General features: G+C 75.0%; 12 protein-coding genes and 1 riboswitch. Of the genes, 7 read left to right on the top strand and 5 right to left on the bottom strand.

The genetic code is table 11. The features are described 5' to 3' along the window. Nucleotides 1–45: 45 nt before the first annotated feature. The gene (gene cobN / locus ACIRO3_RS12470) at nucleotides 46–3,654 is read right to left on the bottom strand and encodes a cobaltochelatase subunit CobN (RefSeq protein ID WP_404135421.1); all 3,609 of its coding nucleotides are present in this window, start codon (nucleotides 3,652–3,654) and stop codon (nucleotides 46–48) included. A 52-nt stretch (nucleotides 3,655–3,706) separates the two neighbouring features. Next, nucleotides 3,707–3,785: riboswitch (cobalamin riboswitch) on the bottom strand. Nucleotides 3,786–4,028: 243 nt separating this feature from the next. Between cobN and ACIRO3_RS12475 the strand changes: the two genes are divergently transcribed. The 3 genes from ACIRO3_RS12475 to ACIRO3_RS12485 are packed head-to-tail and all read left to right on the top strand — an operon-like array spanning nucleotide 4,029 to nucleotide 7,494. Further along, nucleotides 4,029–5,351 (top strand): cobalamin biosynthesis protein CobG, encoded by a 1,323-nt coding sequence (locus ACIRO3_RS12475; RefSeq protein ID WP_404135424.1) that lies wholly within the window; start codon nucleotides 4,029–4,031, stop codon nucleotides 5,349–5,351. After that, entirely contained in the window at nucleotides 5,348–5,995 is a 648-nt protein-coding gene (locus ACIRO3_RS12480) for a precorrin-8X methylmutase (RefSeq protein ID WP_366149806.1), read from the top strand. Before ACIRO3_RS12475 ends, ACIRO3_RS12480 begins: the two co-directional genes overlap by 4 nt. Continuing rightward, entirely contained in the window at nucleotides 5,992–7,494 is a 1,503-nt protein-coding gene (locus ACIRO3_RS12485) for a precorrin-2 C(20)-methyltransferase (RefSeq protein WP_404135428.1), read from the top strand. Before ACIRO3_RS12480 ends, ACIRO3_RS12485 begins: the two co-directional genes overlap by 4 nt. Nucleotides 7,495–7,629: 135 nt before the next feature. Here the strand turns inward: ACIRO3_RS12485 and ACIRO3_RS12490 are convergent, their stop codons facing one another. The 3 genes from ACIRO3_RS12490 to cbiE are packed head-to-tail and all read right to left on the bottom strand — an operon-like array spanning nucleotide 7,630 to nucleotide 10,428. Next, on the bottom strand, nucleotides 7,630–8,388 hold the full coding sequence (locus ACIRO3_RS12490; RefSeq protein WP_404135432.1) for a cobalt-precorrin-6A reductase: 759 nt from the start codon (nucleotides 8,386–8,388) through the stop codon (nucleotides 7,630–7,632). Continuing rightward, nucleotides 8,378–9,127: a precorrin-4 C(11)-methyltransferase gene (cobM, locus tag ACIRO3_RS12495; RefSeq protein WP_361781982.1), complete on the bottom strand. Its 750-nt coding sequence runs from the start codon at nucleotides 9,125–9,127 to the stop codon at nucleotides 8,378–8,380. Before cobM ends, ACIRO3_RS12490 begins: the two co-directional genes overlap by 11 nt. After that, nucleotides 9,124–10,428, bottom strand: a complete 1,305-nt coding sequence (gene cbiE, locus ACIRO3_RS12500) for a precorrin-6y C5,15-methyltransferase (decarboxylating) subunit CbiE (protein WP_404135436.1) — start codon at nucleotides 10,426–10,428, stop codon at nucleotides 9,124–9,126. Before cbiE ends, cobM begins: the two co-directional genes overlap by 4 nt. Nucleotides 10,429–10,578: 150 nt before the next feature. Here cbiE and ACIRO3_RS12505 point away from each other — a divergent pair, with 150 nt between their 5' ends. After that, on the top strand, nucleotides 10,579–11,535 hold the full coding sequence (locus tag ACIRO3_RS12505; RefSeq protein ID WP_404135439.1) for an oxidoreductase: 957 nt from the start codon (nucleotides 10,579–10,581) through the stop codon (nucleotides 11,533–11,535). Nucleotides 11,536–11,787: 252 nt separating this feature from the next. On the opposite strand, the gene ACIRO3_RS12510 is transcribed toward ACIRO3_RS12505, so the two are convergent. Continuing rightward, nucleotides 11,788–12,768, bottom strand: coding sequence for a trypsin-like peptidase domain-containing protein (locus ACIRO3_RS12510; RefSeq protein WP_404135442.1), 981 nt, complete (start codon nucleotides 12,766–12,768; stop codon nucleotides 11,788–11,790). Nucleotides 12,769–12,941: 173 nt separating this feature from the next. On the opposite strand from ACIRO3_RS12510, the gene tsaD reads away from it, so the two are divergent. The 3 genes from tsaD (at nucleotide 12,942) to ACIRO3_RS12525 (ending at nucleotide 15,980) form a co-directional block, all read left to right on the top strand. After that, nucleotides 12,942–14,018 (top strand): tRNA (adenosine(37)-N6)-threonylcarbamoyltransferase complex transferase subunit TsaD, encoded by a 1,077-nt coding sequence (gene tsaD / locus ACIRO3_RS12515; protein ID WP_404135445.1) that lies wholly within the window; start codon nucleotides 12,942–12,944, stop codon nucleotides 14,016–14,018. A gap of 383 nt (nucleotides 14,019–14,401) precedes the next feature. Continuing rightward, nucleotides 14,402–15,211 carry a tyrosine-protein phosphatase gene (locus tag ACIRO3_RS12520; RefSeq protein ID WP_404135447.1) on the top strand — a complete coding sequence of 270 codons (810 nt, stop codon included), beginning with the start codon at nucleotides 14,402–14,404 and terminating at the stop codon, nucleotides 15,209–15,211. A 199-nt stretch (nucleotides 15,212–15,410) separates the two neighbouring features. Then, a complete protein-coding gene (locus ACIRO3_RS12525) occupies nucleotides 15,411–15,980 on the top strand; it encodes a hypothetical protein (protein ID WP_404135450.1) in 570 nt (189 codons plus the stop codon). Nucleotides 15,981–16,012: the final 32 nt, after the last annotated feature.

Genomic DNA, 16,012 nt, shown 5'->3' on the forward strand with positions numbered 1-16,012 from the left:
CCGGTGGCACGAGGGCGGCCCGGGACCGTCCGGCCGCCCCCGGCGCTACTCGGCCTCGCCCTCCAGATTGCCCTCGGTGTCCAGGTACACCTGGCGCAGTGCCTCGAGGATCCCCGCGTCCGGCTTCTCCCACATGCCGCGCGACTCCGCCTCCAGGAGCCGCTCGGCGATGCCGTGCAGGGCCCAGGGGTTGGCCTCCTCCAGGAAGGCGCGGTTCTCCGGGTCCAGGACGTACGTCTCGGTCAGCTTGTCGTACATCCAGTCCGCGACGACGCCCGTCGTGGCGTCGTACCCGAAGAGGTAGTCGACGGTCGCCGCGAGCTCGAAGGCGCCCTTGTAGCCGTGGCGACGCATCGCCTCGATCCACTTCGGGTTGACCACCCGGGCACGGAAGACCCGGGAGGTCTCCTCCACCAGCGTGCGGGTCTTGACCGTCTCCGGGCGGGTGGAGTCCCCGATGTACGCCTCGGGCGCCGTGCCCCGCAGGGCGCGCACGGTGGCGACCATGCCGCCGTGGTACTGGAAGTAGTCGTCCGAGTCCGCGATGTCGTGCTCGCGGGTGTCGGTGTTCTTCGCGGCGACGGTGATCCGCTTGTACGCCGTCTCCATCTCGGCGCGCGCCGGACGGCCCTCCAGGCCGCGACCGTACGCGTACCCGCCCCACACCGTGTAGACCTCGGCGAGGTCGGCGTCCGTGCGCCAGTCCCGCGAGTCGATCAGCTGGAGGATGCCGGCACCGTACGTGCCCGGGCGCGAGCCGAAGATACGGGTCGTCGCGCGCCGCTCGTCGCCGTGCTCGGCCAGGTCCGCCTGGGCGTGGGCCCGGACGAAGTTCCGGTCGGCCGGCTCGTCCAGCGAGGCCGCGAGCCGCACCGCGTCGTCCAACAGGCCGATCACGTGCGGGAAAGCGTCCCGGAAGAAGCCCGAGATGCGCAAGGTCACGTCGATGCGCGGCCGGCCCAGCTCGTCGAGCGGGATCGGCTCCAGACCGGTGACCCGGCGCGAGGCCTCGTCCCAGACCGGACGCACGCCCAGCAGCGCCATGGCCTCCGCCACGTCGTCGCCGGAGGTGCGCATCGCGCTCGTGCCCCACAGGGACAGGCCGACGGACGGGGGCCACTCGCCGTTGTCCGTGCGGTAGCGGTCCAGGAGGGAATCGGCGAGCGCCTGACCCGTCTCCCACGCCAGCCGCGACGGGACGGCCTTCGGGTCGACGGAGTAGAAGTTCCGGCCGGTCGGCAGCACGTTGACCAGTCCGCGCAGCGGCGAGCCGGAGGGGCCCGCCGGGACGAACGAGCCGTCCAGGGCGCTGACCACGTGGGCGATCTCGTCGGTGGTGCCGGCCAGGCGCGGGACGACCTCGCGGGCCGCGAAGTCCAGCACCGCGGCCACGTCGGCGCAGTGCCCGGCCGCCACGGAGGCCACCGCCTCCGGGGCCCAGCCGGCGTCCTCCATCGCCTGGACCAGGGCGCGGGCCGCCTCCTCCGCCTCGTCGGCGGAGGTGCGGGTGGCCGCGGACTCGTCCAGACCGAGCGCCTCGCGCAGGCCCGGCAGGGCCGTCGTACCGCCCCAGATCTGACGGGCGCGCAGGATGGCCAGCACCAGGTTGACCCGGGCCGGACCGGTCGGGGCGCCGCCCAGGACGTGCAGACCGTCGCGGATCTGGGCGTCCTTGACCTCGCACAGCCAGCCGTCGACGTGCAGCAGGAAGTCGTCGAAGCCGTCGTCGTCGGGGCGTGCCTCCAGCCCCAGGTCGTGGTCCAGCTTCGCGGCCTGGATCAGGGTCCAGATCTGCGCGCGGATCGCCGGCAGCTTCGCCGGGTCCATCGCCGAGATCTGCGCGTACTCGTCCAAGTGCTGTTCCAGGCGCGCGATGTCGCCGTACGACTCCGCGCGGGCCATCGGCGGCACCAGGTGGTCGACCAGCGTGGCGTGCACCCGACGCTTGGCCTGGGTGCCCTCGCCCGGGTCGTTGACCAGGAACGGGTAGATCAGCGGCAGGTCGCCGAGGGCGGCGTCCGGGGCGCAGGACGCGGACAGGCCCGCGTTCTTGCCGGGCAGCCACTCCAGGTTGCCGTGCTTGCCCAGGTGGATCATGGCGTCGGCGCCGAATCCGCCGTCCTCGGCGCGCGCCTGGATCCAGCGGTACGCGGCCAGGTAGTGGTGCGAGGGCGGCAGGTCCGGGTCGTGGTAGATCGCGATCGGGTTCTCGCCGAAGCCGCGCGGCGGCTGGATCAGGATCAGCAGGTTGCCGCGGCGCAGGGCCGCGAGGACGATGTCGCCCTCGGGGTTGGCGGAGCGGTCCACGAACATGTTGCCGGGCGCCTCGCCCCAGTGCTCCTCGACGCTCGCGCGCAGGTCGGCCGGGAGCTGCCCGTACCACCGCTTGTAGTCGGCGGCCGGAATGCGGACGGGGTTGCGGGCCAACTGCTCCTCGGTGAGCCAGTCCTGGTCGTGGCCGCCGGCCTCGATCAGGGCGCGGATCAGCTCGTCGCCGTCACCCGAGACCAGGCCCGGGACGTCCTCGACGGGACCGAAGTCGTAGCCGCCGGCGATCAGCGTGCGCAGCAGCTCCACGGCGCTCGCCGGGGTGTCCAGGCCGACCGCGTTGCCGATCCGGGAGTGCTTCGTCGGGTACGCCGACAGCACCAGCGCGATCCTCTTGTCACGGCGCTCGATGTGCCGCAGCCGGGCGTGGCGCACGGCGATCCCCGCGACCCGGGCGGCCCGCTCGGGGTCGGCCACGTAGGCGGGCAGCCCGTCCTCGTCGAGCTCCTTGAAGGAGAACGGGACGGTGATCAGACGGCCGTCGAACTCCGGCACCGCGACCTGGGTCGCGGCGTCGAGCGGGGACAGTCCCTCGTCGTTCTCCTCCCAGGCGCTGCGGGATCCGGTCAGGCACAGGGCCTGGAGGATCGGCACGCCGAGCCCGGCCAGCGCGCCCGCGTCCCAGGACTCGTCGTCACCGCCCGCCGAGGCGGTGGCGGGCTTGGTGCCGCCCGCCGCGAGGACGGTGGTGACGACCGCGTCGACGGACTCCAGCTCGGCGATCAGACCCGGTTCGGGCGTGCGCAGGGAGGACACGTACAGCGGGAGCGCCTGCGCGCCCTGCGCCTCGACGGCCTCGCACAGGGCGTGCACGAAGGAGGTGTTGCCGCTCATCTGGTGGGCGCGGTAGTAGAGCACCGCGATCCGGGGCCCCTCGGTGCGCTGCGGGGTGCGCTCCAGCGGGCCCCAGGTGGGGGCCGCGGCCGGGGGCTCGAAGCCGTGACCGGTCAGCAGCACGGTGTCGGAGAGGAAACGGGCGAGCTGGTCCAGGTTGGCGGGGCCGCCGTGCGCGAGGTAGCCGTGCGCCTCGGCCGCGATGCCGATCGGGACCGTGGAGGCCTCCATCAGCTGGGCGTCCGGGGCCTGTTCACCGGTCAGCACGACGACGGGACGGGTCTGGTCCGGGGCCAACAGCAGGTCGAGACCGTCCTGCCAGGCCCGCAGACCGCCCAGGAGGCGTACGACGACCAGGTCGGCTCCGTCGAGGAGGCCCGGCAGGTCGGCCAGGGGAAGGCGGGAGGGGTTCGCGAACCGGTACGGGACGGGGCCGTCCGCGGCGCGGGCGCTGAGCAGATCGGTGTCGGACGTCGACAGCAGCAGGATCATGCGGCGGCAGCCTTCCTCGGGGTTTCCGCGCCCCGGGCAGTGAGGACAGCGGGAGTTCCTGACTCACCCCCCGGATCGCTCCGCGGGGTTCACAGTGGCGGGACCGCGCCGGAATCTCACCGGGCTTCCTCCCATGTCGCCGTCCTCGGCGACGGCGGGCCGTGCGGCCCGCCGGTGGTCATCTTAGGGGGGCGCCGTGCGCGGCTCCATTGCCGGGGGCCCTGCCCCACGGTCCGGGTGCCCCAAACCCCGGCGGCCCGGAAAGTGGCTGGTGGGGACGGAGAGGGCGGTGGGCGCGGGGTAAGGCGCCCCGGGGCCCGGGGGTGGTGACGGACACAGGTCGGGGCGCGGCAATCGTGGGTATGCTCGCGGCCATGCCCACGCCCCCCTCCGCCCCGTCGCGGGAGAATCCCGTCATACGGGACCGCGGCGACGCCTGCCCCGGCGCGCTGCGGCTGCACGCGGCGGACGACGGGTTCCTGGCCCGGGTGCGGATCCCGGCGGGGCTGCTCACGGTGGCGCGCGCCGAGGCCCTGGCGCTCGCCGCGGACCGCTTCGGCGACGGGCACCTGGAGATCACCTCGCGCGGGAACGTCCAGCTCCGCGGACTGGCCGAGGACTGCGGCGCGGGCCCGGCGCGGCTGCTGGACGCCGCCGGGCTGCTGCCGGCGCCGAGCCACGAGCGGGTACGGAACATCGTGGCGACCCCGATGTCGGGGCTGGAGGGCACCCAGCGGCCCGACGCGCTCGCCTGGGCCCTGGCCTTCGACCGGCTGCTGTGCGCGAACGCCGGCGCCACCTCCCTGTCCGGACGCTTCCTGTTCGCCTTCGACGACGGACGCGGGGACGTCGCGGCCCTCGACCCCGACGTGACCGTGCTCGGCCGGCCCGACGGGCGGGCGCTGGTCCGGCTCGGCGGGGGCGCCGACGCCGTGGACGTGGCCGCGCCGGACGCCCCCCGGGCGGCGCTGCTGGCCGCCGAGTACTTCCTCGACACCGCCGCGGCGGCCGGTACCCGCGCCTGGCGCGTCGGCGAACTGCCGCCCGAACACCCGCTGAACGCCGCCGAGTTGGTCCGACGCCTCGCGGCCGCCGACATCGAGGCGATGCGCGTGGCCGAGCCGACCTGGCCGTACGCGCCCCCGCCGCCACCCGCCGGCCCGGACGGCGACGGCCGCGGCGCCCTGTGCGTGCTGCCCCCGCTGGGCCGGGCGAGCACCGCGCAGTGGCGGGTCCTCGTCGAGATCGCGCAACAGGGGCGCGCAGAGCTGCGCGTCACCCCCTGGCGCGGCGTCGTGCTGCCCCCGGCCGACACCCCGTGGCCCGCCTCCGTCACGGCCCGAGTCGAGGACGCCGGACTGGTGCTCGTCCCCGACGGTCCCTGGCGGTCCGTCACCGCGTGCACGGGACGGCCGGGTTGCGCGAAATCCCTCGCGGACGTGCGCGCCGACGCGCGGGCCGTCGTGGACCGCGCGCGCGGCCCGCTGCCCGTGCACTGGTCGGGCTGCGAACGACGCTGCGGGCACCCGCGCGGCACCGCCTGGGTGGACCTGGTCGCCGGCCCGACCGGCTACCGGCTCGCCGCGCCGGGCCGGCCCGTACGGCAATCCGTGCCGGACACCCCCGACGAACTCGCCGCGGCCCTCGCGGACGCCCGCAGTACCCCACCGACCACCGAACCCGCAGTGAAGAAATGAGCGAGTGCCCCGTGTTTGAGTACGAGAAGGACGGCGCGGCGATCTACCGCCAGTCCTTTGCCACGATCCGCGCCGAGGCGGACCTCTCCGGGCTGCCCGCCTCGGTCGCCCAGGTCGCGGTGCGCATGATTCACGCCTGCGGGATGACCGACCTGCCCCAGGACCTCGGGTACACCCCGGACGTCGTCCTGCGGGCGCGCGCCGCCCTGGAGGCCGGCGCGCCGATCCTGTGCGACGTACAGATGGTCGCGAGCGGGGTCACCCGCAAGCGGCTGCCCGCCGACAACGAGGTGATCTGCACCCTCTCCGACCCGGCCGTGCCCGAACTCGCCGCGCGGATGGGCACCACGCGCAGCGCCGCGGCCCTCGAAGTCTGGCGCGACAAGGGCCTGTTGGAGGGATCGGTGATCGCCGTCGGCAACGCCCCGACCGCCCTCTTCCGCCTGCTGGAGATGATCGAGGAGGGCGCGCCGCGTCCCGCCGCCGTCATCGGCGTCCCCGTCGGCTTCATCGGCGCGGCCGAGTCCAAGGACGCGCTCGCCGCCCACCCCTCGGGCCTCGACCACCTGATCGTCCGGGGTCGGCGGGGCGGCAGCGCCATCGCCGCCGCGGCCGTCAACGCGATCGCGAGCGTGGCCGAATGAGCGCCGCCGACGTGACCCCCGGGAAGCTCTACGGCGTCGGGCTCGGCCCCGGCGACCCCTCCCTGATGACCCTGCGCGCCGTCGAGGTGATCGCGGAGGCGGACGTCGTCGCCTACCACTCCGCCCGCCACGGCCGTTCCATCGCCCGCTCGATCGCCGCGAAGCACCTGCGCGCCGACCACGTCGAGGAGCCGCTGGTCTACCCGGTCACCACCGAGACCACCGACCATCCCGGCGGCTACCAGGGCGCGATGGAGGAGTTCTACGAGGCCTCCGCCGCCCGCCTGGCCGCACACCTCGACGCCGGCCGGACCGTCGCCGTGCTCGCGGAGGGCGACCCGCTCTTCTACGGGTCGTACATGCACATGCACAAGCGGCTCGCGGACCGCTACCCGGCCGAGGTGATCCCCGGCGTGACCTCGGTGAGCGCCGCCGCCGCGCGCCTGGGCACCCCGCTGGTGGAGGGCGAGGAGGTGCTGACCATCCTGCCCGGCACCCTGCCCGAGGAGGAACTCACCGCCCGGCTCGCCGCCACCGACTCGGCGGTCGTGATGAAGCTCGGCCGCACCTTCCCCGCGGTGCGCCGGGCCATGGAGAACAGCGGCCGGCTCGCCGAGGCCCGCTACGTCGAGCGCGCCACCATGGCGGGCGAACGCACGGGATGGCTCGCCGACACCGACCCCGACAGCGTCCCGTACTTCGCCGTCGCCGTGGTGCCCAGCCGGATCGGCAACCCGGGCAGCGTCCCGTCCGGGCCCGGTGAGGTCGTCGTGGTCGGCACCGGACCGGCCGGCCCGCTGTGGCTGACCGCCGAGACCCGGCGGGCACTGGCCGACGCCGAGGTGCTGGTCGGGTACACCACCTACCTGGACCGGGTCCCGGTGAAGCCGGGTCAGGTCCGGCACGGCTCCGACAACAAGGTGGAGTCGGAGCGCGCCGAGTTCGCCCTGGACCTCGCCCGCCGCGGCAAGCGGGTCGTCGTCGTCTCGGGCGGCGACCCCGGCGTCTTCGCGATGGCCACGGCCGTCCTGGAGGTCGCCGGTCAGGACGCCTACAAGGACGTGCCGGTACGGGTCCTGCCGGGCGTGACCGCCGCCAACGCCGCGGCCGCGGCGGCCGGGGCGCCGCTCGGCCACGACTACGCCACGGTCTCGCTCTCCGACCGGCTCAAGCCGTGGGAGGTCATCGCCGAGCGGCTGCGCGCCGCCGCCGCGGCCGATCTGGTGCTCGCCCTGTACAACCCGGGTTCGCGCAGCCGCACCTGGCAGGTCGCTCAGGCCAGGGAACTCCTGCTGGAACTGCGCTCCCCGCAGACCCCGGTGGTCGTCGCACGGGACGTGGGCGGTCCGGAGCAGTCGGTGCGGATCGTGACCCTCGCCGAACTGGAACCGGCCGAGGTGGACATGCGCACGATCCTGCTGATCGGTTCCTCGCAGACCCAGGTCACCGAGCGGGCCGACGGGTCACGGGTGACGTGGACCCCGCGCCGCTACGCCTGACCGGCCGACGCGACGGCTGAGGCCCGGGGCGGTCACCGCCCCCCGGGCCCCGGCCGGCCGGCGGATTCGGGCCCGGAAGCGGGGTTGTCACGCCGCCGGGCCGTCGGGCCGTCACGCGGCCGGGCCGTCGGGCCGTCAGGTCCGTGAGCCGGGCAACCGGGCCAGCGCCGCCTCGACGGAGTCCGTCTCCGGCACGCCCCCGGGCACCGCCGGCCGCCGTACGACCAGCACCGCGATCCCCGCCTCGCGGGCGGCGACGAGCTTGGGCGCGGTGGCGTCGCCCCCGCTGTCCTTGGTCACCAGGAGGTCGATCCGGTGCCGGGCCAACAGCTCCCGCTCGTCGGCGAGGCCGAACGGCCCCCGCGCGAGCAGCACGTCGAGACGCGGCGGCCGCTCCCCGGCCGGCGGGTCCACCGAACGCACCAGGAACCAGGGCTCGGTGAGGTGCGCGAAGCGGTGCAGGCCCATCCGGCCGGTGGTCAGGAACACCCGGCGGCCCCGCTCCGGGAGCAGGGCGGCGGCATCGTCGAGGGAGTCGACGAACGTCCAGTCGTCGCCGGGCCCCGGGGTCCAGCCGGGCCGGCGCAACGCGAGCAGCGGCACGCCGGTGAGCCGCGCCGCCCGCGCCGCGTGGAAACTCATCCGCTCCGCGAACGGGTGGGTGGCGTCGACCAGGTGCGTGACCCGATGCGCGGTCATCCAGGCCGCCAGGCCCTCGACGCCGCCGAACCCGCCGATCCGGGTCCCGCCCGGCGGCAGCACCGGCGCGCCGACCCGGCCGGCCAGGGAGGTCGTCACCCGCAGCGGGGACCGCTCCAGCGCCTCCGCGAGCCGGCGGGCCTCCGTGGTGCCGCCCAGGATCAGCAGGTGACCGCAGTCCCCCTCAGCAGGCATGCCGGTCGCGTTCGGCGGAGTACAGGTGACTGTCGCGGAACTGCTCCGCGCCCAGGGTGCGACCCACCACGATCACCGCGGTGCGCACCAGCCCGGCCGCCTTCACCTGGTCCGCGATGTCGCTCAGTGTGCCGCGCAGGATCAACTCGTCGGGGCGGCTGGCCATCGCGACCACCGCGACGGGGCACTCGGACCCGTAGTGCGGCAGCAGTTCCTCGACGACTCGGTCGACGTACCGCGTGGCCAGGTGCAGGACCAGCAACGCGCCGCTGCGGCCGAGCGTCGCCAGGTCCTCCCCGGGCGGCATCGGGGTCGCCTGCTGGGCGATCCGGGTCAGGATCACGGTCTGCCCGACGGTGGGCACGGTCAACTCGCGCTTGAGCGCGGCGGCCGCGGCGGCGAACGCCGGCACGCCCGGGACCACCTCGTAGGGGATGCCCGCCGCGTCGAGGCGCCGCATCTGCTCGGCGACCGCGCTGAAGATCGACGGGTCGCCGGAGTGCAGCCGTGCCACGTCCAGGCCCGCCTCGTGCGCCCGCGCGAACTCCGCGACGATCTCGTCCAGGTTGAGCCGGGAGGTGTCGACGAGCCGGGCGTCGGCCGGGCATTCGGCCAGCAGCTCGCGCGGCACCAGGCTGCCCGCGTACAGGCACACGGGGGCGGCGGCCAGCGTCCGGGCACCGCGCACGGTGATCAGGTCGGCGGCGCCGGGGCCCGCTCCGATGAAGTACACGGTCATGTCTGGTCCTTCTCGTTCTCGTTCTCGTTCTCGGCCGTCCGGTCCGCGGTCCGGTCCGTCGTCGGGTGGGGCTTGGTGACCGACCACTGGGTGACCGCCATCGCCTGCCGCCAGCCCGTGAAGCCGCCGACCGGCACCGCGTGCGCGACGGCCAGCTTGACCAGTTCGCCACCGCGGCGGCGGTAGTGGTCGCCGAGCACCGCCTCCGACTCCAGGGTGACCGTGTTGACCACCAGCCGGCCGCCGGGCGCCAGCGCCGTCCAGGCCGCGTCGAGGAGGCCGGGCGCGGTCAGGCCGCCGCCGATGAACACCGCGTCGGGGGCGGGCAGTCCGATCAGCGCGTCGGGGGCCGCGCCGAGGACGACCCGCAGGCCGGGCACACCGAGGGCGGCGGCGTTGCGGGTGATCCGTTCGGCCCGCTCGGGGACGCGCTCCACGGCCACGGCCCGGCAGGAGGGGTGGCTGCGCATCCACTCGATGCCGATGGAACCGGAACCGCCGCCGATGTCCCACAGCAGCTCGCCCGGGGCCGGCGCGAGGGCGCACAGCGTCGCGGCCCGCACGTGCCGTTTGGTGAGCTGGCCGTCGTGTTCGTACGCGGTGTCGGGCAGGCCGGGAGTGGTGCCGATCCGCGGCGTCGGGGAGGCCGGGTCGCGGCGGCAGTCCACGGCCACCACGTTCAACGGGTCGCCCGGCGCCCGCTCCCAACCGTCGGCCCGACCCTCGTACGCGTCCTCGTGTGCGGAGCCGAGCTGCTCCAGTACCCGCATCCGGCTCGGGCCGAAGCCCCGGTCCCGCAGCAGTGCGGCGATCTCGGCCGGCGAGCCGGCGCCCGCGCTGAGCACGAGCACCCGCCGGCCCTCGTACAGGGCGGCGGCGAGCCGGGCCACGGGTCGGCCGACGACCGTGACGACCTCGGTGTCCTCCACCGGCCAGCCGAGCCGTGCGCAGGCGTACGACACCGAGGAGGGGTGCGGGAGGACGCGCAGGGCGTGCGGTCCGAGTTCCTCGCAGAGGGCGCGGCCGATCCCGTAGAACATGGGGTCGCCGCTGGCCAGTACCGCGATCGCGCGGCCGGCGTGCTCGGCCGTCAGCTTCGCCACCGCCGGGCGCAGCGGGCTCGGCCAGGCGACCCGTTCGCCGGGGCAGGCGTCGGTCGGCAGCAGGTCCAGTTGGCGGGGCCCGCCGATCAGCACCTCGGCGGAGGACAGCGCGGTCCGCGCGGCGGCGGTGAGCCCGGCCCAGCCGTCGGCGCCGAGGCCGACGACCGTCACGGGGAGGGCGGGGGGTGCGGAGCTCACTGCGTGGACCTCGGGGGAGGGGAAGCGGATGGACCCGCAGCCTACTGGCCTGCGCGCGCGCCCGGTCCCCGGGGTGACCGGGCCCACGTGCCGGCCCTCCGGGACCCGGGGTGTTACCCTCAGTAACCACGTCGTCGTGAGGGAGTCGAGATGCCCGGCTGGAACGTCAGGAACATCCCCGACCAGAGCGGCCGCACCGCCGTCGTGACCGGGGCCAACAGCGGCATCGGCCTGGTCGCCGCCCGCGAGCTGGCCCGCGCCGGCGCCGGCGTCGTCCTGGCCTGTCGCAGCGCGGCCCGGGGCCGGGCCGCGGCGGTGCGGCTGCGGGCCGAGGTCCCCGGCGCGGACGTGGAGTTCATGCCGCTGGACCTCGCGGACCTCGGCTCCGTACGGGAGTTCGCCCGGGCCTGGTCGCAGCGCCACGACACCCTGGACCTGCTCGTCAACAACGCCGGCGTGATGGCCCTGCCGTACGGACGGACCGCCGACGGCTTCGAGAGCCAGTTCGGGGTCAACCACCTGGGCCACTTCGCCCTCACCGGGCTGCTCATGCCCCGGATCCTCGCCGCCGGCGACGGGGCCCGGATCGTCAACCTCTCCAGCGCGTTCCACGCCCTCGGGGACATCGACCACGAGGACCTGAACGCCGAGCGCGCGTACCGGCGTTGGATCGCTTACGGGCGCTCCAAGACCGCCAACCTCCTCTTCACCCACGAACTCTCCCGGCGCCTGGCCGCCGCCGGCTCCGGGATCGTCACGGCCGCCGCCCACCCCGGTTACGCCTCCACCAACCTGCACGTCGCAGCGGCCCCCCGGGCCGGACGCACCCTCACCTCCCGGATCGCCGTCGCCGCGAACGCCGGGGTCAACGCCGTCGGCATCGCCGTCGTCGCGCAGTCCGCCGAGGCCGGCGCGCTGCCCACCCTGTACGCGGCCACCGCCCCCGGCGTCCGGCCCGACGCGTTCATCGGGCCGCGGCTCGGCTGGCGCGGGGCGCCCGTCCGGTCCTGGCGGGCCAAGTGGACCCTCGACGACGCGTCCGGTGAGCGGCTCTGGGCCGCCTCCGAGAAACTGACCGGGGTGTCGTACCCGCCGCTGTCGCGCTGAGCGCCGATGGCCGCGCGGAGACGGCCGACCGCCCCGTGCGGCCCTTGACGCGCGCCGGAACCGCCGTCACGGGCGCCCCGAAGTGAGCCCGTCCGCCCCCGGGACGCCTCCGGGCGCCCCGGACGGGCCCTGAACCGAACCCCGTCGCCCCCGGACACTCGGCGGCATGGAAGACGACGCTGCGGACAACCACCCAGAAGCCGGGCTCCCTCCGAGGCGCGGGCGCACCCGGCACGGATCCCGGGAACCGCCTCAGGGAGAGCCGGTCGCACGCGCGTAGAGCGCGCGGGTGCCGTCGTCGAACCAACTGCTGTACGAGGTCATCGCGTCGCCGCCGCCGTCCCGGCCGCCGACCACCCCGATCAGGGTGGACCCGTCGGTCAGGATCGGGCCGCCGCTGGTCCCGTCGGGCACCCCCGCGCAGTCCAGCCGCACCTGCGCGGGCCCGTCCGCACGGGCCGTGGTGTAGCAGTCCACCGGCTGTTCGGCGTCGTTCGGATAGCCCACCACCCGCGCGGGCGCGGGCAGTCGGGGGCGGAACCGGATCGCGGGCGCGTCGGTGACGTCCTCCAGCCGCTCCCCGGGGTGCCCGGGGCGGCGCACCTGGACGAAGGCCACGTCGTGATCGGGATCGGCGGACTCCGTCCAGCGCGGGTCCACGTCGATCCGGGTGGGCACCCAGACGCCGTACGGGGCCGTGCCGTCCCGGTAGCCCGGCACGAAGGCGAGGTTGGTGCGGAAGCCGCCCCGGTACACGCAGTGGGCGGCGGTGACCAGGAGGTCCCCGTCGGGGGAGTGCACCACGGCGGCGGAGCAGTGGTGGTCGGCGTCCCAGTCGCCGCCGGGGGAGAACAGCGCGCCGATCGCGGGCTCGGGCGCCGTGTTCCGGGCCTCCAGGGGGGAGGAGGGCCGCCAGGCGCCTCCCTGCCGCCACCGCACCGGGGTCGCGGGCCCGGCGGGCTCGGGCGTCGCCTCGGAACCGGTGGGGGCCGGGGTGTCGTCGCGGGGCGCCTCGACCTCCACCACCAGCCCGTCCAGGACCGCCGCGGCCGTCCGGTCCGCTCGTTCCGGATCCTGGAGGTAGGTGCCCCGGGCCGGGTCGCCGTCCGCGAGGTGCGCGGCGACGGCCCGCAGTTCCCACACGATCCAGGACCCGCCGCCCACCAGGGCGAGAACGATCCCGAGCAGCACGACGCGGACGCGTCTCGCCCCGCCCCCCGCCTTGCCGACCATGTGGCGCTCCCGCTCCCGCTCCCGAAGATCTTTTGACGTCCCGTCCGACGGGTGTGACGTGCCGAGGGTTCCCGAATGGGGACGTGTCCGTCCTCACAGCCCGTGCGAGGACCTGCGGACGGCGCCGCTACCCTTGTTGCGAACAGTTCGCAACAAGGGGTGAAGGTGTCGTCGTGGGATCTCCGGTGGTGCTCGGCATCGAATCGTCCTGCGACGAGACAGGCGCGGGGATCGTGCGCGACGGACGACTCCTCGCGCACGTCGTCGCGTCGAGCATGGACGAACACGCCCGCTTCGGCGGTGTGGTCCCCGAGATCGCGGCCCGCGCCCACCTGCACGCCTTCAACCCGGTCGTCCGCCGGGCCCTCGACCAGGCCGGACTGCGGATGTCGCAACTCGACGCGATCGCCGTCACCACCGGCCCCGGTCTCTCCGGCGCGCTCCAGGTCGGGCTCGCCGGCGCCAAGACCCTCGCCTACGCCCTGGACCTGCCGCTGTACGGGGTCCACCACCTGGCCGGACACGTCGCGGCCGACACCCTGGAGCACGGGCCGCTGCCCGAGCCCTGCATGGTCCTGATCGTCTCCGGCGGCCACACCTCGCTCCTGCTGGTGCGCGACCTCGTGCGCGAGCCGATCCTGCACCTCGGGGACACCCTCGACGACGCCGCCGGCGAGTGCTTCGACAAGGTAGCCCGGGTCCTCGGCCTGCCCTACCCGGGCGGCCCGGCCATCGACCGGGCCGCCCGGGCCGGCGACCCGAAGGCCGTCGCCTTCCCCCGCCCGCTCACCGGCGGCCCCCGCGAGGGCGACCCGTACGCCTACTCCTTCTCCTTCTCGGGGCTCAAGACCGCCGCGGCCCGCTGGGCCGAGGGCCATCGGCTGCGCGGCGAGGAACCGCCGGTCGCCGACGGCGCGGCCTCGCTCCAGGAGGCGGTGGCCGACGTACTGACCCGCAAGGCCGTCGCGGCCTGCAAGGAGTACGGGGTCGGGACCCTGGTGGTGGTCGGCGGGGTCGCCGCCAACTCCCGGGTGCGCGAGCTGGCGGAGCGGCGCTGCGCCGGCGCCGGAATCGAACTGCGGGTCCCGCCGATGACCCTGTGCACCGACAACGGCGCGATGATCGCGGCCGTCGGCGACCTGCTGGTCCGCTCCGGCGCGGAGCCGGCGCCGTACGGGTTGACGATCGACCCGTCCGCGCCGCTGGAGTACGCCGCCCTCAACCCGCGGGCGGCCGTCGAGCCGGCGTGAGCGCCGCGCCGGCGGCCGGCGCCGACGCCGCCCCGCCCGCCCCGGTGGGTTCCCCCGCCGCTCCGGCCCGCTCCGAACCCGACACCACATCACGCGGATCGTCGCCGAAGGGGACTGCGTGGTCGCGATGGGCTGTCCGGCACCCCAACAGTGGGCATTCGTCGACGTGTTCACCCTCTCGGCGGAAGGCATGCCGCGCGCCTGCCGGCGCTACTACGGCGGCCCGCCCCGCCAACGCCTCTCGGGCCGTTGAGTGCGGGACCCGCCACGCAGCCCCTGCCAGCTGCCCCCGCGCGGCCCCGCAGGGACCCGCACGATCCCGCGTCGATCACCTGAGGCATGCTGGCGACCCGGAACACCACCGCAGCCGAGGGAGCAACCAAGTGACCGACCGCCACATCGAGTTCGAGCGCCTGCACAACTTCCGTGACCTGGGCGGCTACCGCACCGCCGACGGCCGCACCGTCACGCCGGGCGTCCTGTACCGGTCCGACTCGCTCGGCAAGCTCCGGGACGCCGACTGGGACCGCTTCCTCGCGCTGGACATCCGTACCGTCATCGACCTCCGCTACCCCTGGGAAGCCGACGCCAAGGGCCGGGTACCCGAACCGCACCGCTTCACGTACGCCAACCTCAGCATCGAGCACCGCCCCTACGACCAGGCCGAGATCGACCCCGACATCGACCCCTGGCGCTACCTCGCCGACCGCTTCGCCGAGGTGACGGAGGACGGCGTCGAGGAGATCCGGCAGGCCATCGAGCTGATCGCCGAAGCCGAACCGGGACCGACCGTCTTCCACTGCACGTCCGGCAAGGACCGCACCGGCCTGATCGCGGCCTTCGTGCTGACCCTCCTCGGCGTGCCCGACGAGGAGATCCTCGCCGACTTCGCCCTCACCGAACTGGCCACCGAACGCCTCACGGCCGACTGGCACGCCGCCCACCCCGGCCGCACCATGCGCTGGCCCGCCTACGGCCGCGCCCCGGCCACCGTCATGGAGCTCGTCCTCGCCGACCTGAAGGCCCGCCACGGCTCCCCGACCGCCTACCTCACGAACCACGTCGGCATCACCCCGCTTACCGTGGCCCGACTGCACGCCCGACTGCTGACACCGGTGACGGCGTCCACGGAACCTGCGGCGTCCACGGAACCTGCGGCGTCCACCGCTCCCACCGCGCCCGCGACGGCCTGACGAGTCTCCGGGCCCCGGCCGCCGGCCACGCGTCTTCGCTCTACGTCTCCTCGTCTCTTCGTCGAAGCGGTTGAGCCCGGGCCCGCACGGGAGCAGGATGAACGGGACACGGGCACCGGGCGAACGCCGGTGCCCGACCCGGGCCCGTCCACCACCGAAACGGCGGCCGGGCGGACCGACCGACTCACGAGGTGGACGTATGGCACGGCGCGGCTATTGGCGCGAGGCCGACGGTTCCCCCGTCGCGGCGACCGAGGCACATGAGGCCTGGGCCCGCGAGGCCTATCCGCGCCTGTCGGGGGTGGCCGGCAGCTACCACGCCGTCATCACCTACAAGGACCTCGGCGAGGACGTCCAGCGGGCCTCGGGCATCCGCACCTCCGCGCTGCTCCACAACTGGATCGGCGCCGTCCTCGGCAGGGTGGTGCACGAGGTACACCGACGGGGCGACCCGCCCCTGACCGCCCTGGTCGTCCGCACCGACGACGGGATGGTCGGGGAGGGCTACCGGGAAGTCCTGGAACTCTCCGGGGAACAGGTGACGACGGAAGCCACCGACCGCGAGAACCACGCGGCCGAGTCACGGCTGGAGTGCTACCGCCGCTTCGGCGCCACCCTTCCCCCGGGAGGCGGCGAACCCGCACTCGCCCCCCGTCTCCAAGCCGCCCTCGCCCGCCGCCGCGCCCGCGAACCCGAGCCGCCGGCCCCGATCTGCCCCACCTGCTTCGTCCAACTCCCCACCACCGGGACCTGCGACAACTGCGCCTGACCGCGTGCCGGCTGAGGACCGACCGGAAGGGG

The organism is Streptomyces sp. NPDC102278 (genome assembly GCF_044766345.1).
In the GTDB taxonomy this organism is placed as follows: Bacteria; Actinomycetota; Actinomycetes; order Streptomycetales; family Streptomycetaceae; genus Streptomyces.